Here is a 20,781-nt window from a genome sequence, read left to right on the forward strand (position 1 = left end):
CTTAACTACTTTTCTCCATCATCGGTTGTTCCGTATGAGAAAGATGTAATTTTATATTACGAATAATCTCGGCCGTTTGTCAAGTTGTCCTAGCGGCTGTGATCCATGGTTTTTCGCAAAGAGAAAAAACCTTGATGTCTCATCGTATTTTTGATCTTAGTTAAAAAAAGAGAGCCAATTCGTTGAACCGCCCCTCCATGGGATCGAAGAGGCGGTCCACCTTCGGCCCTCTTTAATGGCGAATCAAATAATCAAACGCGCTTAACGCCGCAGTTGCACCCGAGCCCATCGAGATAATGATTTGCTTATAGGCGCTGTCCGTGCAGTCGCCGGCGGCAAAGACACCTTCAAGGCTCGTCGCGCCGCGTTTGTCGACGACGATTTCACCGAAGCGATTCCGTTCCACCGTTCCTTCCAACCATTCGGTGTTCGGCACAAGGCCGATTTGCACGAACACGCCTTGCAATTCGATATGATGTTCTTCTCCTGTTTCCCGGTCAATGTAAGTCAAGCCGTTGACTTTGTCCGTGCCGGTGATTTCCGTCGTTTGCGCGTTTTTTATCACCGTTACGTTCGGCAAGCTGTACAAACGGTCTTGCAAAACAGCATCCGCCTTGAGTTCAGGGGCGAACTCCAGCAGCGTCACATGGCTGGCAATGCCGGCGAGGTCAATCGCCGCTTCGACGCCGGAGTTGCCGCCGCCGATGACCGCCACATGCTTGCCTTCAAACAGCGGGCCGTCGCAGTGCGGGCAGTAGGCGACGCCTTTGTTTTTGAACTCGTCCTCGCCCGGCACCCCGAGATTGCGCCAGCGAGCGCCGGTGGCGATAATGACCGTCTTGCTTTTCAGCACAGCGCCGTTTTCTAGCTCGACTTCAATCAAGTCTTTTTTCTCGAGCCGTTTTGCGCGCTGTGAACTCATGACGTCGACGTCGTACTGCTTTACATGTTCTTCTAGGCTGGCCGCCAGTTTCGGCCCTTCCGTATATTTGACGCTAATAAAGTTCTCGATAGCGAGCGTGTCCAAAATTTGCCCGCCGAAACGCTCCGCGACAATGCCGGTGCGGATGCCTTTGCGCGCTGCATAAATCGCCGCTGCCGCTCCAGCCGGTCCACCGCCGACAATGAGTACATCAAACGGATCCTTATTGGCAAAATCGGAAGCATCTGGTTCGCTTCCTAATTTGGCAAGAATATCTTCAATCGACATGCGGCCGCTCGCGAACAGTTTGCCATTTAAAAAGACCGTCGGCACAGCCATGATCCCTTTTTGCTCGACTTCTTCCTTAAACGCCGCTCCGTCGATCATCGTATGGGAAATATTCGGGTTGAGAACGCTCATGGCGTTCAACGCTTGAACGACGTCGGGGCAGTTGTGGCATGTTAAGCTGACATATGTCTCAAAGCGGTATGTGCCCCGTAAGTTTTGAACGCGCTTCACGACGCTTTCGTCCACTTTCGGAGGCCGCCCGCTCACTTGAAGGAGCGCCAGCACAAGCGACGTAAACTCATGCCCAAGCGGCACGCCAGCGAACGTCACCCCTGTGTCTTCGCCAACCCGGTTGACGCTGAAGCTCGGTGTTCGTTCCAGTTTTGCTTTCTCCACCTTGATTTTTGGCGACATGGCCGTCAGTTCATCGATCAAGGCAAGGAGATCGCGGGAAACTGGATCGTCTCCCGCGCTTACCGTCAAGACAATATCATTTTCAAGCAATTGCAAATACTGAGCTAGTTGCGCCTTGATGTCAGCATCCAGTAGCATCGCCTAAGCCCTCCTTAAATTTTGCCGACAAGGTCAAGGCTCGGCTTCAGCGTTTCCGCTCCTTCTTTCCATTTCGCCGGGCAGACTTCACCCGGATGGTTGCGCACGTATTGGGCCGCTTTAATTTTATCAATCAGCGTGCTTGCGTTGCGGCCGATGCCGTCCGCATTGATTTCCACCGCTTGAATGACGCCGTCTGGGTCAATGATGAACGTGCCGCGTTGCGCCAATCCTTGTTCTTCATCGAGCACATCAAACATGCGCGACAGTTGATGCGACGGGTCGCCGATCATCACGTATTCGATTTTGCCGATAGCTGGCGATGTATCGTGCCATGCTTTATGCGTAAAATGGGTGTCGGTCGAAACCGAGTACACTTCCACGCCAAGTTCTTTAAACGTTGCGTAGTGGTCTTGCAAGTCTTCGAGCTCCGTCGGGCAGACGAACGTAAAGTCCGCCGGATAGAAGCAGACGATGCTCCATTTTCCTAAAAAGTTTTGCTCCGTCACTTCGACGAAGTCACCGTTGTGATACGCTTGTGCTCGGAATGGTTGCACTTTTTTTCCTACGAGTGACATTCTTCATCTACCTCCTGTGACTGCTGGTTAGATTATAATAATTTTAATACGATATTCATTATCATATGGGCGTCCGCATTTGTCAACACATATGCTTAAATTTCTTTCCATTCCCCTCTGTCATTTTCACACACCACGGCGCGCGCCTGTAAAAACGCACAACAAATTCCCGGCCGGCTTTGTTTACGGGCGGAAGCGCTGCTGCTTCAACATTTGCACATCCCGCAGCGTCACGCCGAACTCCGAAGCCAGCTCAAAGGCGCTATAGTCAGCTTCCACACGCATCCATTCATGGAAATCGGCAGAAAGCACATCGCTTGCCTGGTGCGCCTGTTCACTTTTTCTCGTCTGCCGCATCGCCCTCCTCCTTTCTCTGCTATGCCACTGTTTTCATCTTTCCCATTTTTCGCCGAAAATAAAAAAGAAACCGGGAAACGTCATCCGTTTCCCGGTTTGTCCGCACTATCGATGATCAGCGTGACCGGCCCATCGTTCGTCAGCGAGACGTCCATCATCTCACCGAACACGCCGGTTTCCACGCGGACGCCTTTTTCGCGCAAGAAAGTGTTGAACGCCTCATACAGCGGCAGGGCATGATCAGGCTTGGCCGCCGCCATAAAGTTCGGCCGCCGCCCTTTCCGGCAGTCGCCATAAAGGGTGAACTGCGACACGGACAACACTGCCCCGCCGACCTCAAGCAGCGAGCGGTTCATTTTCCCCTGTTCGTCTTCAAAAATGCGCAAATGGGCGATTTTCTCTGCCAAATAGGCGGCGTCGGCTTCCGTGTCGTCGTGCGTGACGCCAAGAAGCACCACAAGCCCGGCGGCGATCGCCCCGACGACCTCGCCGTCGACGGTGACTTCTGCCTGCTTTGCCCGCTGAATGACCGCTCTCATCGTCTTCCTCCTTTCGCCGCCTCTAATTGTTCATGAGGCGCTGAACCGAATAAATGTCGGGAATTTGCTTAATGCGTTCCACCACTTTTTGCAAATGGCTGATATTATGAATGGCGATCGTCATATGGATCGTCGCAATTTTATGGCGATGATCCGAGCGGCCGGAGACGGCGGAAATATCGGTGCGCGTTTCGTTCACCGCCTGCAGCACTTCATTGAGCAAGCCGCGGCGGTCAAACCCGGTGATTTCAATGTCGACGTTATACTCGCGCTCGCCGCCTGTGCCGCTTTCCCATTCGACCGCAATGAGCCGGTCGGCCGCTTCTTCCGTCTGGACGTTCGGGCAGTCGGCGCGGTGGACGGAAATGCCGCGGCCGCGGGTGATAAAGCCGATAATCTCATCGCCCGGCACCGGGTTGCAGCAACGCGACAGGCGGATGAGCAAGTTGTCGACCCCCTGGACGCGAATGCCGCAGTCGCGCTTTTTTCCAGCCGGCAGCTTCGCTTCAAAAACGGCTTCGGCCAGCTTCCGCTCCTGCTCTTCCAAATCGCGCTGCTTCCGCCATTTTTCCGTCAACCGATGGGCGATTTGCGCCGCCGTAATCCCGTGGTAGCCGACTGCCGCATACATATCGTCTTCATTCGAAAAATTAAATTTTTCCGCAACGCGCTTGACGTTGTCCGCCGTCATCACTTCTTTCGGTTCAAAACCGAGGCTGCGCACTTCTTTTTCGACCATTTCTTTTCCTTTTTCGATATTTTCTTCACGCCGCTGTTTTTTGAAAAACTGTCGGATTTTGTTGCGCGCCTGCGACGTCTTGGCGAGCTTCAGCCAGTCCTGGCTTGGACCGTACGAATGTTTCGACGTCAAAATTTCCACGATGTCGCCCGTCTGAAGCTTATAGTCAAGCGGCACCATTTTGCCGTTCACTTTGGCGCCGATCGTTTTATTGCCGATTTCCGAATGGATGCGATAGGCGAAATCGATCGGCACCGACCCGGCTGGCAGCTCGATGACGTCGCCCTTTGGCGTGAAAACGAACACCATATCGGAAAACAAGTCCATCTTGAGCGATTCCATGAACTCTTCGGCATTGCTCGCGTCGTTTTGCCACTCCAAAATTTCCCGAAACCAAGACAGCTTTTCTTCAAACGAGTTCGGCTTGACCGTTTTCCCTTCCTTGTACGCCCAATGGGCGGCAATTCCGAACTCGGCGATTTGGTGCATTTCGAACGTGCGGATTTGCACCTCGAGCGGCTCGCCTTTCGGGCCGATCACCGTCGTGTGGAGCGACTGATACATGTTCGGCTTCGGCATGGCGATGTAATCTTTGAAGCGCCCCGGCATCGGCTTCCAGCACGTATGGATGATGCCGAGCACCGCGTAGCAGTCTTTAATGCTGTTGACAATGATGCGGACGGCAAGCAAATCGTAAATTTCATTAAACTGTTTGTTTTGCATTACCATTTTTCGGTAAATGCTGTAAATATGCTTCGGGCGTCCGGAAATTTCGCACGGGATGTGCACTTCATTAAGTCGTTCGCGCATCTCTTGAATGACCTCTTCCAAATATTGCTCGCGCTCGGCGCGCTTTTTCTTCATCAAATTGACGATGCGGTAGTACTGCTGCGGATTTAAATAGCGAAGCGCCGTATCCTCAAGCTCCCACTTAATTTTCGAAATGCCGAGCCGATGGGCAAGCGGGGCGAAAATTTCAAGCGTCTCGTTGGCGATGCGCCGCTGCTTCTCCGCCGGCAAATGCTTCAGCGTCCGCATGTTGTGCAGACGGTCGGCCAGCTTGATTAAAATGACGCGGATATCTTGCGCCATGGCCAAAAACATTTTTCGATGGTTTTCCGCCTGCTGCTCTTCCTGCGACTTATATTTAATTTTGCCGAGCTTCGTCACCCCGTCGACAAGCATCGCCACTTCCGCGCCGAACTCGCGCTCAAGGTCTTCTTTTGTCGCCTCGGTGTCTTCGATGACATCATGCAAAAACCCGGCGGCGACTGTTGTGGCATCCATTTTCAAGTCGACCAAAATGCCGGCGACTTGAATGGGGTGGATGATGTATGGTTCGCCCGATTTCCGAAATTGGTCGCGGTGGGCGTGTTTGGCAAACTCGTACGCCTTTTTCAAAAAGGCAACGTCCTGTTCCGACAAATAACAGCTCGCCTGTTCAAACACTTGCTCCGCTGTCAACACTTGTTCATTCGCCATATGGTTGGATCACCTTTGATTTCCGTAAAATAAAATCCATGCGATAAGACAAAAGCACCGTCACGTTAATAAGAAAGAGCACTCGTGCGAGTGCCCCTTTTTTACTATTGTATCCGAAGAAGCGAATCATGTCGACCATGTGAACTACCCACCACCTACGCTTCGCTTAGAGGAGGGGGCTTCAAGCGACTTGTGTGTGTTCGCTGAACGGTAAGCCACACACAAGAACCCTTTACGCTTCCCTTCGTTCCGAAGGTGTCCGTTCTAGCCATATTCTATCATATTCGTTGGCTAACGCCAACCGAAATTCATCTCCCACTTTCACTGGTGCTGGCGCACCTTCACGTTTAGAAGTAGGAGACTTCTTTCGGAGGGAAGTTAAAACTGCATGAGCGCCAAAATATCGTAGCCTTCCAATTTTTTGCGGCCGCCAAGCTCCGTGAGTTCAATCAAAAACGCCAAGCCAGCCACCACTCCGCCGAGCTGCTCGACCAAATCGATCGTCGCCCGCATCGTGCCGCCCGTCGCCAGCAAGTCATCCGTAATCAACACACGTTGGCCTGGTTTAATGGCGTCTTTATGCATTGTCAGCACGTCTGTCCCATACTCGAGCCCGTACTCGACGCGGACGACTTCGCGCGGCAATTTTCCTTCCTTGCGCACCGGCGCAAATCCGACGCCGAGCGCATAGGCGACTGGGCATCCGATGATAAAGCCGCGCGCTTCCGGACCAACGACGATATCGATTTGTTTTTCGCGCGCATATTGAACGATTTGATCGGTCGCGTATTTATACGCTTTTCCATTATCCATCAACGTCGTAATATCTTTAAACAAAATGCCCGGTTTCGGAAAGTCCGGCACGATCGTAATATATTGTTTTAAATCCATTGTACGTTTGCCTCCTCGTGCGTTTGCGAACGTGTCATGTCCAACAAACAGCGGTTAAGCTGCTCATAAGTAGAATATAATAACTGTTGCTCCACCTCAAGCTCGTCCCGCCAGCGGCGGTACGTCGGCGATTCGTGCAAATCGCGCTTCGCCGGCGCGCGGACGAGCGAAATGACGCCGTTTTGCTCCGTAATAAACTCCAACTCCAAAAACACTTTCGCCATAAAATGAACGGTCTCTTCCGTCCAACCGCGGGCGCGCGCCAATTGCCCGCCCCGCTCGGCAAGCGGGAACGAACGGTATTTGTGCAACAGCGCATAAAACCATTTAAAATGATCGCGCGTCGGGAACGTACGGAAAAATCGGGCTTCCGGCTGGGCGAACAGCGCATAAATGCGCGCCGGCTCCTTGCCCCCAAGCAAGGCGGCAAGCCGCCCGAGCGTCGGCGGCAAATCAAGCAGCACAACGTAACGGCCGCTAATCTCCAGCGCACCCGCCTCTTCGTCCGTCAGCACGCAGCGAAGTTCCCCGCGAAACGAGGCTAAATCAGGGCGCGCGCCCGTTCCTTGGCGAAACATGACAAGCAGCCGCTTTTCTTTTGGCAACCGCTCAAGAAAGGGACGGACGTCGCGGCAGCCGCGGATGTCAAACAGCTGGCAGTGGCTGACCGCCAGATCACACAGCGACAGCTGCGCCTTCGCCAGCCCGTTCCATTCATTCACGGAAAGCTCCCCGACTGCCGAAACGCGCGCCCCCGGGGCGATTTCCTCACACAGCGGTCCGAGGCCAAAACCAATGGCGTCGACTGAGGCGCCCTCCTGCGCAAACACCGCCTTCATATGGGCGCCGTTCGCTCCGACGCGCCGCATCGTTTCAACGGACGCCCCTTCAATGAGAACAAGCGGCCGCGGATTGCCGACGCCAAACGGAGCGAGCCGTTCGAGCCCGCGGGCGGCGTCGAGCGTCAGCTCAGCGACCGAACAAGAGGCGTCAATAAACGTCAGCGGCGTCAAGTCGTCATCGGACAGCGTTTCCGCGGCGATGGCATTCAGCCGCCGCCGCAATGGTTCTACATCGTCAAGCGCCAACGTCATTCCTGCGGCCATCGGATGGCCGCCGAAATGCGGCAACAGGTCGCGGCACCGCGACAAACTGGCGAACAAGTCGAACCCGTGGATGCTGCGTGCCGACCCTTTGGCGATCCCTTTTTCCCGGTCAACCGCCAGCACCACCGCCGGGCGGTAAAACTGCTCGACGAGCTTGGAGGCGACAATGCCGACGACCCCGGCATTCCACCCTTCGCCGGCGACAACAAGCACGCGGTGTTCTTCAGGGGGAAACTGACGGCGCACCATCTCGGCTGCCTCGTCCGCAATTTGCGCCACCAACTGCTGGCGTTCGCGGTTTAACTCGTCCATCTCCGCCGCCAGTTGCGCCGCTTCGTCCTCATCGTCCGTCATTAAGAGCGCCACCGCCGGGTCGGCGCCGCCGAGGCGCCCGGCCGCATTCAACCGCGGCGCAATGACAAAGCCGACCGTTTGTTCATTTAAAGCGCCGGCATCAATGCGGCATTGCCGCCAAAGGGCGCGCAGACCGGCGCGCTTCGTTTCTCGCAGCGCTTCAAGTCCTTGGGCGGCGAGAATCCGGTTTTCCCCAACGAGCGGCACTAAATCGGCAATCGTTCCAATCGCCACCAAATCAAGCAAATGGTGCGGCACTCGCCCAAGCAGAGCATGCGCGACTTTGAAGGCGACGCCGACGCCGGCCAAGTCGCGAAACGGGTATGTACTTCCTTGCTTTTTCGGATGAATGATCGCATACGCCTTCGGCAGCACCGGCCCTGGTTCGTGATGGTCGGTCACAATGACGTCAAGCCCCCACTCGTTAGCGGCGGCGATTTCATTGACCGCCGCAATTCCGTTGTCGACGGTCACAATCACGGAAACGCCCCGCTCTTTGGCGGCGCGGAATGCCGCCATATTCGGGCCGTATCCTTCCGTAAAGCGATTGGGAATGTAGAACTCGACTGACGCTCCCGCCTCCTTGAGCGCGCTCATCATGACGGACGTGCTGCAGACGCCATCGGCATCGTAATCGCCGTACACAAGAATGCGCTCGCCCGCCTCAATCGCCCGCCTGAGGCGCTGGATGGCCCGCTCCATCCCATCAAGCAGAAACGGATCATGAAACGGCTGCCGAAGCGGATGAAGAAACGCAGCTGCTTCCGCCGCCGTTCGCACGCCGCGGCAGACGAGCAACCGCGCCAACAGCGGCGCAAGGCTGGCTTCTTCAGCCAGCCGCTGTACAATCTGTTCGTCGGGGCGACCCACTTCCCAACGCGTTTTCGCTTGCAACATGTCCCCCACCTCAACTCTTCTTATTATACAAAAAGAAGAAAAGGGCAGGCAACGACGTTACGTGTTTTTTCCGGGTCGTACGGATTGATATGCACCATCACGTCGCGGACGCGCGGCAAAGTGAGCAGCTTTTCTTTCACTTTTTTCCCGATCCGGTGCCCCTCCTCAACGGTCAACCGTGGATCAACTGCAATCTTTAAATCCACAATGACATAGTGGCCATGCTCGCGTGCATACAACTCGTTAATTTGCCGCACATCGGGAAACGAAAGGACAGCCTCGCGCAAATAGCCGGTTTCTTCCTCGTGCAGCACGTGGTCAATCGCCGTATGGATCGAATGGCGTCCAAGCTCCCATGCCATTTTCAACACAAGAATCGCCACGAACAGCCCGGCAAGCGGATCAGCGTACACAAGCCAGCCGATCCCCCATTTTCCGCCGAGAATGGCGGCGCCGACGCCGGCGAGCGCGGCGAGTGAAGAGAAAACGTCGGAGCGGTGCTCGTAAGCGTTGACGATTAATGCATCGCTTTGCAGTTTTTTTCCAAGCCGGTATTTGTAGCGGAACATCGCTTCTTTGACAACGATCGACAACAGCAGGACATAAATGGCCGCGATCCCCGGCGGCGACAGCGGGGCAAAAAAGGATTCAAGCGCGGAACGCCCGATCTCGAGCCCGACGAGAAACAGAAGGACCGCCACAATAATGGCGGCGATGGATTCCGCCTTTCCGTGCCCGTACGGATGGTCTTCATCCGGCGGGCGCGCCGCGGCGCGCAACCCGACCCAAACAGCAAACGAGCCGGCGACATCGGACGCCGAATGAGCGGCGTCGGCAATTAACGCCTGGCTTTGGCTCCATATGCCGACGGCCGCCTTGACGACGGCGAGCGCCATATTGCCGGCGATGCCGACGACCGCTGCTGTTTTCGCCTGCTTGAATCGCTGTTCGTTTTCCATCTCCTTTGTCCCCCACCTTTTGCGTTTCGCCTGCTTTGCATCTGGCCATTAGTGTAACCCATTTTTCCCTTATCGTTGCGAAAGAAAAAGCACCGGAAAAAGCAAGCGCTGTTTCCGGTGCGGTCATTATAAGTTCGGTTCGGCTTCCGGTGCCGCTTTTTTTGCCCCTTTGCCTTTTTTGAGCTCCCGGCCTTTCCAAACGACCCAGAGCTGCGAGGCGATGCAAAGCGACGAGTATACGCCGCAAACAAGCCCGACAAGCAAAGCGAGGTTGAAGTTGCGGATCGCTTCGCTGCCGACCAAAAGCAAGGCGACGACGGTAAACAAGACGGTCAAGACGGTGTTGATCGAACGCGTAAACGTTTGCTGCAACGCCCGGTTGACGATATGCTGCAAGTCGCTGACCGTTTTCGGCTTCCGCCTTTTCATAAGATCGCGGATGCGGTCAAATGTGACGATCGTATCGTTGATCGAGTAGCCGATGATGGTCAACACGGCGGCGATAAACGTCAAGTCGACTTCCAGACGCGTTAAGCTGAACACGGTAATGATAAAAAACGCATCGTGCAATAAGGCGACAATGGCTGCGAGCGCCATTCGCCACTCAAAGCGGATCGTCACGTAAAGAATGATGCCGATGGATGAAATAAGCACAGCAATGAGCGCATTGCGGGCGAGCTGCTTGCCGACGATCGGCGAGACGGTGCTTACGTTCGGCTCAAATCCGTACGCTTCTTTCAACTCGCTTTTCAGCTTCGCAATTTCGTTTTTATCAAGCACGCCAATTAAGCGAACGACGCCGGTTTTCCCATCCGCGCCGGAAAGGATGACCTCCTTGGGTTCATGACCGAGCTCCTTGAAATAGCCGCGCAGCTCACCGGCATCGATCGGGCGGCTGCTCGCCACCTCAATGCGCGTCCCGCTTGTAAAATCAATGCCGAGATTCAACCCGAGCGCTGCCAGCGAAATGACGCCGGCAAGCGTCAAGGCGCCGGAGAACAGGAAAAACTTTTTGCTATGTTTGACAAAATCCCAGCGGTCAAACTTCGTCGGCACTTCCGTTTCATCGGTCGTTTCAGCGATGTTTAAGATCTCCGACCGTTTCACCCCGAACCATTCCGGCTTTTTATCCAACCAGCGGCTCGAGACAAGCAGTCCGAGCAGCAGACGCGTGCCGTAAACCGCCGTGACGAAGGTGACGACAATGCTGATGATGAGCATCGTCGCAAACCCTTTGACCGAGCTTGTCCCGTAAATGAACAAGACCGCGCCGGCGATGATCGTTGTAAGGTTGGCATCAAAAATCGTCGCAAACGAGCCGCGGTTGCCGGCGCGAAACGCCGACAGCATCGACTTGCCGAGCTTAATTTCTTCCTTGATTCGCTCGTACGTAATAATGTTGGCATCGACCGCCATCCCGACCCCTAAAATGAGAGCGGCGATGCCCGGCAGCGTCAAGACGCCGTTCATCCAATCAAACAACAGCAAAATCAAATAAATATAGACGGACAACGTAATGACGGCAATGACTCCCGGCAGCCGGTAAAACCAAATCATAAACACGAAGATGGCAGCGATACCGATGATGCCGGCCAACATCGTTTTTTGCAAGGCGTTTTTCCCGAATTGGGCGCCGACAGACGTCGAGTAAATTTCATGCAACTCGACAGGCAGCGCGCCCGCGTTCAACAAATCGGCGAGCTGCTGCGCTTCTTTCACCGTAAAGTTGCCGACGATCGACACGTCGGTCTGGTTGAACACTTGGTTGACAGACGCGGCAGAAATAAATTTTGGATCCGCCTTGCCTGCTTCTTTTCGGTACGAATCGACTCCTTCTTGAAAATCGAGCCAGATGACCAAAATGTTGTTCGGCGGCCCCATCTTATACACTTTTTCCGTCACTTGGCGGAACTTGTCAGCATCTTTTAGTTTAATCGCCACGCTCGGCCGGCCGTTTTCATCAAACGACAGTTTTGCCCCGCCTTGGACGAGGTCGCTTCCGTCCATCAGCACGTTGTCATTCACATCGCGGAACGTGAGCTTCGCCTGCGTCGCCAAAATTTGGCGCGCTTCGTTTTGATCTTTCACTCCGGCGAGCTGGACGCGGATGCGATCGTTCCCTTCAATGTCGACGCGCGGCTCGCTGACGCCGAGGACGTTGATCCGCCGGTTTAAGGCGCTGACCGTGCTTTGGAGCGTTTCATGGTCAATTTTGTCGCCTTTTTTCGCCGGCTTCACTTCATACAGCACTTCAAATCCGCCTTGCAAATCAAGGCCCAGCTTTATGTTATGTACAATTCCTTGAATCGTCGGCCCCATCACTCCTGCAAACAACAACAAGAGGAGAAAAAAGGCGACGATGCGGCTTCGCTTTACCATCCGTTTTGAAATCCTCCTTTGGCTCATCTTGTCGGCCTAGCCGCCGCAGCGTCATCGTGAAACGGATCCGCTTCGACTTTCATTATGGGACAGCGGACGGCTAGTGTCAATTTTTCCGCTATAACAAATCGTGAAGAATGCGCTCCAGCTCATCCCCTCCGGTCAACCGCTGCTGCTCGTACGACCGCATCGTCAAAAAGGCCATATATTCCCCCGGCGAAAGCGACAAAATGTCGCTCACCAGTTCATGCAGCTTTTTTTCCGCCGCTCCATGTTTCCACCTGCGCGTCCGCAAACATTCCCACAGCCCGTCAAGCGTCACTTGCGTATAGCCGAGCAGGCGAAATTCATCATATTTGCACTCGAGCGCCGGCATAAGCTGTTCGCGCAGCTTTTGCTCGTGATCCATTCCCCACCCTCCTGCGCCATGCCAGCCATGATCCTTGTCATGCTTGGCCATATGTCTCGCATATATTGTATAAAAGATTAAGGCATTTGAGAAGGCAGGGAACGAAAATGTCCAAATTTTTGCAAGGGACGGTCATTTTAATCGCCGCCGGCTTTATTACAAAAATTCTTGGCTTCATCAACCGCATCGTCGTCGCCCGAATGATCGGCGATGAAGGGGTCGGGCTGTACATGATGGCGGTGCCGACGCTCGTGCTGGCGATCACCGCGACGCAAATCGGGCTGCCGGTCGCCATCGCGAAGCTTGTCGCTGAGGCGGAAGCGGCCGGCGACCGGCAACGGGTGAAAAAAATTCTTGTCGTGTCGCTCACGACGACCGGGGTGCTGAGTCTCGTATTCCTGCCGGCGCTCATTGTTGCAGCGCCGTGGCTTTCGCGGACGATGTTCACCGACCCGCGCATATACTACCCGCTCGTGGCCATCGCCCCGGTTGTGCCGATTGTCGCCATCTCGTCGGTGCTGCGCGGTTACTTTCAAGGGCGCCAACAAATGAAGCCGCACGCCTACTCGCTTTTGATTGAACAAATCGTCCGCATCAGCTTGATCGCTCTATGCACAAAGCCGCTCCTGCCGTACGGCGTCGAATACGCCGCCGCCGGCGCCATGGCATCTTCCGTCCTTGGCGAACTGGCCGCCTTACTGTACTTGTTGTTTTTATTTAAGTTCAAAAAGTCCATCCGCCTGCGGACGAACTTTTTTCGCTACGTACATGCCGGTAAAGAAACGTTCTTCCGCCTCATGCGGATCGCCCTGCCAACGACCGGCGGCCGCCTGATCGGCTCGCTTTCCTGGTTTTTCGAGCCGATTGTCGTCGCCAATAGCTTGGCGTTAGCCGGTGTAGCCACATCGATTGCCACAAGGCAATACGGCCAGTTGGTCGGCTATGCGATCCCGCTGCTCACGCTGCCGTCATTCATTACGTACGCGCTCTCAACCGCGCTCGTTCCTGCCATCAGCGAGGCGGTGGCGCAAAATAAGCCGGTGTTGGTCGAATACCGGATCGCCCAGGCGATGCGGCTGTCGCTCGTCACCGGCGGCCTTTCCGCCGTTGTCCTGTATATTTTTGCCGAACCGTTAATGCGGTGGATGTATGGCACAAGCGAAGCAGCCATCTTTATTCAGGTGATGGCGCCGTTTTTCTTGTTTTACTATTTCCAAGGCCCGCTGCAAGCCGTGCTGCAAGGGCTTGATTTGGCAAACGCCGCCATGACGAACAGCTTGATCGGCGCGGTGGTGAAACTCGCCTGCATTTTCGTTCTTGCCTCGCGGCCAGGGTTCGGCATTATGGGGGCAGCGCTGGCGACATCGGTCGGCACAGTGCTTGTGACGCTTCTCCATTTTGCCACCGTCGCCAAAGCGGTGTCGTTTTCCATTCATGTGCGTGAGTATGGGAAAGCGCTCATCGCCATCACCATAGCCGGCGCGGCCGGCTACATGCTCTACCATCATCCGCCGGCGGCAGCCCCTTCATCGTCATGGACGCTGTTTGCGATGACGGCAACCATCGCTTTGTATACCGCTTCCCTTCTCGTCTTCCGGCTGATCAAACGGGAGGAGCTCGTCTACCTGCCCGGACTGCACTGGCTGGCCGGAAAAAACAGAAGAAAATGAACTTCTAAACGTGTCCAACGGCGAATATATTGTGGTAAACGATTGTAGGCAAGGGGGGAGCACGGTGTCACGGCTTGGCAGCGCACTCGTATATGGGGTCGCCACCATTTTCGTGTTGGCGGCGCTTGTTAGCTTCGTTTTTTCGTTGCTTCTTAAGTGGACGGACATTCATGAATCGTCGCTTACATGGATCATTTTTGCCGTCTCAGTCATCTCCATGTTCATCGGAGGGATCGTCGCCGGCGGAAAAAGCCAGGAAAAAGGGTGGCTTGCCGGCGGGTTGACCGGCCTTTCGTTTACGGCAATTGTCTTTTTGTTTCAGTTTCTCGGCATCGAAAAACCGTTTACCATCGAACAATGGCTATACCATCTTGGCTTTTTGATTGCCGCCTCCCTCGGCGGCATCGTCGGCGTCAACTTGTCTCCGGTGCGCCGCGAGCGGGCGTAAGCGGGCGCATCAATGCAAGGGGCTGACCCAAAAGTCCGCCAAAAAGCGGACTTTTGGAGTCAGCCCTCTCTGGTTTTTGTATATTTTACCAAACGGAACAAAATTCCGACTCTGTTCTCCCCCTCATTTACGCCACCAAGGACAATTGCTTGTCCCTAGCGGCTTTTTTGAGAAGATTGTGGGCAGCACAAACCAGCCCCCATTCGATGGAAACTTTTTGGAGGCCTCGCAGGACAAAGCGACGAAACCCGCGATTTTGTTTGATTTGCCCAAATACACTCTCAATGTCGGTTTGGCGTTGGCGGTATCGGGCTTGCCCTTCTTCACTCTCCAACCGTTCGCGGGCTTTCTGTTTTTGTTCATGATAGACGGGGTTCCATTGCGTGGTTCGTCCATACTTGGAAGTCGTGCAGGCCGAACGGAACGGACATCCTTCGCATTCATGGCATTGGTAGTGTCGGGTGACCGAGGTGTATCCTGATTCCGTGGTCTGTTTCGAAGTTCCGGTGCGAACCAGCTTTTTCCCATTGGCGCAAATCCAAACGTCTTCTTCTTCCACATAGGTCCAATTCTGCTGATGATGCGGATTTTTCTTGACCTTGCGCGTGTTCTCCTTCTCATACGTATGGTACTTGATCAAGGCCGATATGTGCTTCTCTTCCAGCTTCACGTAGTTCTCTTCCGAGCCATAAGCCGCGTCAGCGATCAAACGTTCGGGTTCCACGCCGTACTTCTCTCGAACGGTCTCCAAATGCGGGAGAAGACAACGAGTGTCGCCCGGCCTCTGATGAAGGGAATACCCCAAAATAAATTGGCCGGAAGAACCCACCTGTACGTTATAGGCCGGCTTGAGCTGGCCGTTTCGCATGTGATCCTCCTTCAACCGCATGAAGGTGGCATCCACATCGGTCTTGGAATAGCTGTTGCGATCCCCGCATACATGGAGTTGGTGTTCATACTTTTCACTGCGGGGCAAGTAGTCCTCCTTCATCTTCTTGATGGCCTTCTTCAACGGTTGGTTGTCCGGCTCGGCCTCCAACCGTTTTTCCCACTCCTCGGTTTTCTTTCGGATTTCTTCTGACGTAAAGGCCGGCGAAGGGTCGATGTCTTCCGCCTTTTCTTCTTCCACGATCGCCTCGATCTGGGCAATCAGCCGATCGACATTGGCTTGGAGTTTCTCCTGGTACTTCTCAGCCGATTTGCGCCAAACGAAGGTGTACCGGTTGGCATTCGCTTCAATTTTCGTTCCATCCACAAAATAATCTTCCATCTTGACATAGCCGTCGGCCACGAGCAGCGTGATCATTTCCCGGAACAGGTCGTCAATCAGGTCTTTCATCCGCTCCGAACGAAACCGATTGATGGAGCGGAAGTCCGGCTTTTGAAATCCACTTAGCCACATGAGGGGAAGGTGGACTTCGAGCTGCCGTGCAATCTCACGGCCATGATACATTTTTTGGGTGTAAGCGTAAAGGAGAATTTTGGTCATCATTTTCGGATGATAGGCGGAGGCGCCCCCTCCTTTGTAGTAAGCAAGAAACGTCTCCATCGGGATGCGTTCAACCATCTCATGAACCACGTGGGCCATGTTATCCCGTGGAATGAGATCGGCGATGTTGCTTGGCAAAGAGAGGTTGTCCATGGTATACTCTTTAAAGGAAATATGATCATGTTTCATAAAAGAATCGCCCTTCTTTCGGTGGTAGTGGTTTTGGTGACTCTATTCTACCAGAAAAAAGGGCGATTCTTCTATATTTGAGGCAAAAAAGTGGGGGCTGATCCCAAAACGCATTCGCGTTTTGGGTCAGCCCCTTTTGACGGCGGCCTGGCTTAGGCGCCGCCCTCTGAGCTTCCACTATGCCTTGCTTTCCGCCACCACTTCTCTTACCGCAGAGCGGTCGAACGTCAACCGCGTGCCGTCGCCGGCGCGGACGATGATTTTGTCTTCATCGACCGAGTCGATAATGCCATGCAAGCCGCCAATCGTGACGATTTTGTCACCTTTTTTCAAGTTCGCCTGCATTTGCTGGATGGCGCGCTGCCGCTTTTGCTGCGGACGGATGAGCAGGAAATAAAAAATGACGAAAAACAGCACGATCGGCAAGATGTTGGCAATCGCCGCGTTCATGCGATCCCCTCCTTTCTGGGCAGCTAAAAGTTTTTCGCGTTCGGCTTGTTGAAGCCGTAGCGTTCGAAAAATTCCTCACGAAAATCGGCAAGCCGATCTTCACGGATCGCTTGTCTCACCTGCTCCATTAATTTTATCAAAAAATAGACGTTATGGTAAGACGTGAGGCGGATGCCAAATGTTTCATCGCATTTGATGAGATGGCGAATGTAGGCGCGCGTATAGTTCCGGCACGTGTAGCAGTCGCAGTTCGGATCAAGCGGCGAAAAGTCGCGGGCGTACTGGGCATTTTTAATGACGACCCGACCTTCGCTCGTCATCACGGTGCCGTTGCGGCCGATGCGCGTCGGCAGCACGCAATCAAACATGTCGATGCCGCGGATCGCCCCGTCAATCAGCGAATCGGGCGACCCGACGCCCATTAAATAGCGGGGCTTGTCCGCTGGCAAAAGCGGCGTCGTAAACTCAAGCACCCGATTCATCACGTCTTTCGGCTCGCCGACCGACAATCCGCCGACCGCATAGCCGGGAAAATCGAGCGACACTAAATCGCGGGCGCTTTGGCGGCGCAATTCCTCATACTCGCCGCCCTGGACGATGCCAAACAGCCCTTGCTCGTCCGGCCGGCGGTGCGCTTTCAGGCAGCGCTCGGCCCAGCGGCTCGTCCGCTCAACCGACCGTTTCATATAGTCGTACGTCGCGGGATACGGCGGACATTCGTCAAACGCCATGATAATGTCCGCACCGAGCGCATTTTGAATTTCCATCGCTTTTTCCGGCGATAAAAACAGCTTATCGCCGTTTAAATGGTTGCGGAAATGGACGCCTTCTTCCTCGATGCGGCGGAATTCGCTCAAACTAAACACCTGGAAGCCTCCGGAATCGGTCAAAATGCCGCGGTCCCAGTTCATAAACGCGTGCAGGCCGCCCGCCTCCTCGACGATGTCATGGCCCGGCCGAAGCCATAAATGGTACGTGTTGCTCAAAATGACGCCTGCACCCATTTCCTTCAACTCTTCCGGCGACAGCGTCTTGACCGTCGCGAGCGTCCCGACCGGCATAAACATCGGCGTTTCAAACGACCCGTGCGGCGTATGGAGAATGCCAAGGCGCGCCCCAGTCTGCCGGCACGTTTTGATCAGTTCAAAGCGAATCGGTGTCGTCAACGTGCTGTTCTCCTTTCTCAAATGATGAGCATGGCATCACCGAAGCTGAAAAAGCGATACCGTTCCTTCACCGCTACCTCATAGGCATGCAAAATGTGCTCGCGTCCGGCCAGCGCACTCACGAGCATAATGAGCGTCGACTTCGGTAAATGGAAATTCGTGACCAGCCCATCAATCCCTTTGAACTCATAGCCCGGATAGATGAAAATGTCGGTCCAGCCGCTTTCTGCAACAAATCGGCCGTTATGTTTGCCGGCGATCGTCTCAAGCGTCCTCGTCGACGTCGTGCCGACAGCGATAATTCGGCCGCCGTCCGCACGCACGCGGTTCAAGATCGCCGCCGTTTCCTCGCTCATTTGGTAAAACTCGGCGTGCATATCATGTTTCTCGACGTCATCCACTTGCACCGGCCGGAACGTGCCAAGCCCGACATGAAGGGTGATGAAGACGATATGCACCCCTTTTTCGCGAATGGCGTCAAGCAGCTCTTCGGTGAAATGCAAACCGGCGGTTGGCGCCGCTGCCGAACCAATTTCACGGGCGTACACCGTCTGATACCGTTCCGGGTCGTCAAGCTTTTCTTTAATGTACGGGGGCAGCGGCATCTCGCCAAGTTCGGCCAATACTTCATAAAACAGGCCGTCATACGAAAACTCAAGCACTCGCCCGCCGTGCTCAAGCGTATCGAGGCAGACGGCTTCAAGCTTCCCCTCGCCAAAGGTGAGTTTCGTTCCTGGCTTGACTCGTTTTCCCGGCTTGACGAGCGTCTCCCAACGGTCGCCGTCCAATTGCTTTAACAGCAGCACTTCGACCGTTCCGCCCGTTTCCTCTTTTTCGCCGTAAAGCCGCGCCGGCATGACGCGCGTATCGTTTAAAACGAGGCAGTCGCTCGGATTCAAGTACGAAATAATGTTGCGAAACGTTTCATGGCGAATGGCGCCCGTTCGTTTATCGAGCACCATGAGCCTTGATGCCGCCCGGTCTGGAAGCGGCGTCTGGGCGATCAATTCTTCGGGCAAGTGGAAATCAAACAAGTCGACTTTCATGCTGTTCCCCTTCCTTCAGCGAAATCGGCTGAGCACATAAAAAATCAAAGAGAGCACAACGCTGAGCAATATGGACGTGACAACCGGAAAATAAAACGTCATATTCCCTTTCCGGATGACGATATCCCCCGGCAGGCGGCCGAGTTTGACAAACTGCATGACAAACCCGACAATGATGAGCACAACGCCAATCGTCATGATCAGCTTTGGCAGGCTGTTCACCGCTTCGGAACCTCCATTTCGAAATGGGCATACGCCGCCGGCGTTGCGACACGCCCGCGCGGCGTCCGCTGCAGCAAACCGATTTGCAGCAAATACGGCTCATACACTTCTTCAATCGTCTGCGCCTCTTCCCCGATCACCGCCGCCATCGTTTCAAGCCCGACCGGGCCGCCGGCGAACTTCTCAATGATCGCTAAAAGCAGCTTATGGTCAATGTGATCAAGCCCGAGCCGGTCGACCTGCAGCCGCTCGAGCGCCTCGACAGCGAGCGGCAGGGTAATTTCACCGTCCCCGCGCACTTGGGCAAAATCGCGAACGCGGCGGAGCAGCCGATTGGCGATGCGCGGGGTGCCGCGCGCCCGGCGCGCGATCTCGGAAGCGGCTTCGCTGCTAATGATAATACGTAAAATCGCGGCCGCCCGTTCAACAATGTGGGCAAGCTCATCGACTCGGTAATATTCAAGACGGCTGATGACGCCAAACCGGTCGCGCAGCGGCGCCGACAGCGCCCCGGCTCTCGTCGTCGCCCCGACGAGCGTAAATGGCGGCAAGTCAAGGCGAAGCGAGCGCGCTTCCGTTCCTTTGCCGATCATAATATCCAGGCAATAATCCTCCATCGCCGGATAGAGCACTTCTTCAACCGTCCGCGGCAACCGGTGGATTTCGTCAATAAACAGCACATCGCCAGGCTCAAGAGAGGTCAAAAGCGCCGCCAAATCGCCGGGCCGCTCGAGCGCGGGGCCGGACGTCGTCCGCAGCCTGACCCCCATTTCATTCGCAATCACAGCGGCCAGCGTCGTTTTCCCAAGCCCCGGCGGCCCATACAGCAGCACATGGTCAAGCGTCTCCTCGCGCAGCTTGGCCGCTTCAATGAACACCCGCAAGTTTTCTTTCACTTTATCTTGCCCGATATACTCATGCAAATATTGCGGACGCAAACTCGGTTCCAATGCCGCCTCGCCGCCTAGGGCAGCGCTGGATACGATCCGGTCATCCACCGCCATCCCTCCCTTCTCGGTTTCCTCCTTTCCTTACTTGAGCAAGAGCGCCAACGCCCGCTTCACATATTGCTCCGTCGACATCGCTTCACTGCGGAGCGCCGGAATGATTTTTTCAATTTCCCGCTCGGCGTAACCGAGCGCCTTGAGCGCAGCGACCGCCTCAGCCAGCTCTCCGGAAAGCGGGGCGGCCGAACGTGCAGCCGCCGGCGCCGCAAGCGCTCCGAGCTTCCCTTTTAAATCCAAAATCATTTGCCGAGCCGTCTTTTTGCCTACGCCTGGAAACTTGCATAAAAACGCCTCGTTTTCTTCCTCGATGGCCCGCGCCAGTTCATCAGGACGCCCGGCCGCCAAAATGGCAAGACCCCCTTTCGGACCGATGCCGGACACTTGAAGCAGCTTTGTGAACAAGTTGCGCTCTTCGCGCGTGGAAAACCCGTATAAAGCGTGCACATCTTCGCGCACATATTCGTATGTATACACCGTCACCACCGCCTCGCGGCTCTCGCGAAAGGCAAACGGATTCGGCGTAAAAATTTCGTAGCCGATGCCATGATGGTCAATGACGATATATTCCGGGCAGACGTAGTCGACGTACCCGCGGATAAACTCGATCAATGGAACGCTCCTCCCCTTTTCTCGTCCTTTCAT

Annotated in this window: 19 protein-coding genes and 1 other annotated feature (1 of these 20 cut by a window edge); of the genes, 2 read left to right on the plus strand and 17 right to left on the minus strand. The window is 54.9% G+C overall.

Going from position 1 to position 20,781, the window contains the following annotated elements:
• Nucleotides 1–31, minus strand: a binding site (T-box leader) (it extends 200 nt beyond the left edge of the window).
• A gap of 201 nt (nucleotides 32–232) precedes the next feature.
• The 10 genes from ahpF to ACR1UW_RS13850 form a co-directional block, all read right to left on the minus strand.
• Nucleotides 233–1,762, minus strand: coding sequence for an alkyl hydroperoxide reductase subunit F (gene ahpF, locus ACR1UW_RS13805; RefSeq protein ID WP_498933744.1), 1,530 nt, complete (start codon nucleotides 1,760–1,762; stop codon nucleotides 233–235).
• A 14-nt stretch (nucleotides 1,763–1,776) separates the two neighbouring features.
• A complete protein-coding gene (gene ahpC / locus ACR1UW_RS13810; protein ID WP_044730728.1) occupies nucleotides 1,777–2,340 on the minus strand; it encodes an alkyl hydroperoxide reductase subunit C in 564 nt (187 codons plus the stop codon).
• Nucleotides 2,341–2,523: 183 nt separating this feature from the next.
• A complete protein-coding gene (locus ACR1UW_RS13815; protein WP_042380609.1) occupies nucleotides 2,524–2,697 on the minus strand; it encodes a hypothetical protein in 174 nt (57 codons plus the stop codon).
• An 80-nt stretch (nucleotides 2,698–2,777) separates the two neighbouring features.
• Nucleotides 2,778–3,236 (minus strand): D-aminoacyl-tRNA deacylase, encoded by a 459-nt coding sequence (gene dtd / locus ACR1UW_RS13820; RefSeq protein WP_160269933.1) that lies wholly within the window; start codon nucleotides 3,234–3,236, stop codon nucleotides 2,778–2,780.
• A gap of 22 nt (nucleotides 3,237–3,258) precedes the next feature.
• A complete protein-coding gene (locus tag ACR1UW_RS13825; RefSeq protein ID WP_498933747.1) occupies nucleotides 3,259–5,457 on the minus strand; it encodes a RelA/SpoT family protein in 2,199 nt (732 codons plus the stop codon).
• A gap of 378 nt (nucleotides 5,458–5,835) precedes the next feature.
• Nucleotides 5,836–6,348 (minus strand): adenine phosphoribosyltransferase, encoded by a 513-nt coding sequence (locus ACR1UW_RS13830; RefSeq protein WP_033011913.1) that lies wholly within the window; start codon nucleotides 6,346–6,348, stop codon nucleotides 5,836–5,838.
• Nucleotides 6,339–8,705 (minus strand): single-stranded-DNA-specific exonuclease RecJ, encoded by a 2,367-nt coding sequence (gene recJ / locus ACR1UW_RS13835; protein ID WP_160269936.1) that lies wholly within the window; start codon nucleotides 8,703–8,705, stop codon nucleotides 6,339–6,341. The genes ACR1UW_RS13830 and recJ overlap by 10 nt, the downstream gene beginning before the upstream one ends.
• Before the next feature lie 23 nt (nucleotides 8,706–8,728).
• Nucleotides 8,729–9,664 carry a cation diffusion facilitator family transporter gene (locus ACR1UW_RS13840; protein WP_498933749.1) on the minus strand — a complete coding sequence of 312 codons (936 nt, stop codon included), beginning with the start codon at nucleotides 9,662–9,664 and terminating at the stop codon, nucleotides 8,729–8,731.
• A 126-nt stretch (nucleotides 9,665–9,790) separates the two neighbouring features.
• A complete protein-coding gene (gene secDF, locus ACR1UW_RS13845; protein WP_289643080.1) occupies nucleotides 9,791–12,043 on the minus strand; it encodes a protein translocase subunit SecDF in 2,253 nt (750 codons plus the stop codon).
• A gap of 118 nt (nucleotides 12,044–12,161) precedes the next feature.
• Nucleotides 12,162–12,452 carry a post-transcriptional regulator gene (locus ACR1UW_RS13850; RefSeq protein WP_044743337.1) on the minus strand — a complete coding sequence of 97 codons (291 nt, stop codon included), beginning with the start codon at nucleotides 12,450–12,452 and terminating at the stop codon, nucleotides 12,162–12,164.
• A 107-nt stretch (nucleotides 12,453–12,559) separates the two neighbouring features.
• On the opposite strand from ACR1UW_RS13850, the gene spoVB reads away from it, so the two are divergent.
• Both spoVB and ACR1UW_RS13860 read left to right on the plus strand, forming a co-directional pair.
• Nucleotides 12,560–14,122 (plus strand): stage V sporulation protein B, encoded by a 1,563-nt coding sequence (gene spoVB / locus ACR1UW_RS13855; protein WP_498933752.1) that lies wholly within the window; start codon nucleotides 12,560–12,562, stop codon nucleotides 14,120–14,122.
• 64 nt (nucleotides 14,123–14,186) lie between these two features.
• Nucleotides 14,187–14,570 (plus strand): TIGR04086 family membrane protein, encoded by a 384-nt coding sequence (locus tag ACR1UW_RS13860; protein ID WP_498730424.1) that lies wholly within the window; start codon nucleotides 14,187–14,189, stop codon nucleotides 14,568–14,570.
• Nucleotides 14,571–14,697: 127 nt separating this feature from the next.
• Here ACR1UW_RS13860 and ACR1UW_RS13865 read toward each other — a convergent pair whose 3' ends face one another.
• The 7 genes from ACR1UW_RS13865 to ruvA form a co-directional block, all read right to left on the minus strand.
• Nucleotides 14,698–16,248, minus strand: a complete 1,551-nt coding sequence (locus ACR1UW_RS13865) for an IS1182 family transposase (RefSeq protein WP_171698435.1) — start codon at nucleotides 16,246–16,248, stop codon at nucleotides 14,698–14,700.
• Between the two features lie 177 nt (nucleotides 16,249–16,425).
• The gene (gene yajC / locus ACR1UW_RS13870; RefSeq protein ID WP_044743340.1) at nucleotides 16,426–16,698 is read right to left on the minus strand and encodes a preprotein translocase subunit YajC; all 273 of its coding nucleotides are present in this window, start codon (nucleotides 16,696–16,698) and stop codon (nucleotides 16,426–16,428) included.
• A gap of 23 nt (nucleotides 16,699–16,721) precedes the next feature.
• Nucleotides 16,722–17,864 (minus strand): tRNA guanosine(34) transglycosylase Tgt, encoded by a 1,143-nt coding sequence (gene tgt, locus ACR1UW_RS13875; protein WP_100664074.1) that lies wholly within the window; start codon nucleotides 17,862–17,864, stop codon nucleotides 16,722–16,724.
• 17 nt (nucleotides 17,865–17,881) lie between these two features.
• Nucleotides 17,882–18,910, minus strand: coding sequence for a tRNA preQ1(34) S-adenosylmethionine ribosyltransferase-isomerase QueA (gene queA / locus ACR1UW_RS13880; RefSeq protein WP_498933755.1), 1,029 nt, complete (start codon nucleotides 18,908–18,910; stop codon nucleotides 17,882–17,884).
• Nucleotides 18,911–18,925: 15 nt separating this feature from the next.
• Complete coding sequence (locus ACR1UW_RS13885) at nucleotides 18,926–19,132, minus strand: DUF2905 domain-containing protein (protein ID WP_063329408.1); 207 nt, start codon at nucleotides 19,130–19,132, stop codon at nucleotides 18,926–18,928.
• Nucleotides 19,129–20,130, minus strand: coding sequence for a Holliday junction branch migration DNA helicase RuvB (gene ruvB / locus ACR1UW_RS13890; protein WP_033011976.1), 1,002 nt, complete (start codon nucleotides 20,128–20,130; stop codon nucleotides 19,129–19,131). The genes ACR1UW_RS13885 and ruvB overlap by 4 nt, the downstream gene beginning before the upstream one ends.
• Nucleotides 20,131–20,163: 33 nt before the next feature.
• The gene (gene ruvA / locus ACR1UW_RS13895) at nucleotides 20,164–20,748 is read right to left on the minus strand and encodes a Holliday junction branch migration protein RuvA (protein WP_033014800.1); all 585 of its coding nucleotides are present in this window, start codon (nucleotides 20,746–20,748) and stop codon (nucleotides 20,164–20,166) included.
• Nucleotides 20,749–20,781: the final 33 nt, after the last annotated feature.

This window comes from Geobacillus lituanicus (assembly GCF_050994965.1).
Taxonomy (GTDB): domain Bacteria; phylum Bacillota; class Bacilli; order Bacillales; family Anoxybacillaceae; genus Geobacillus; species Geobacillus stearothermophilus.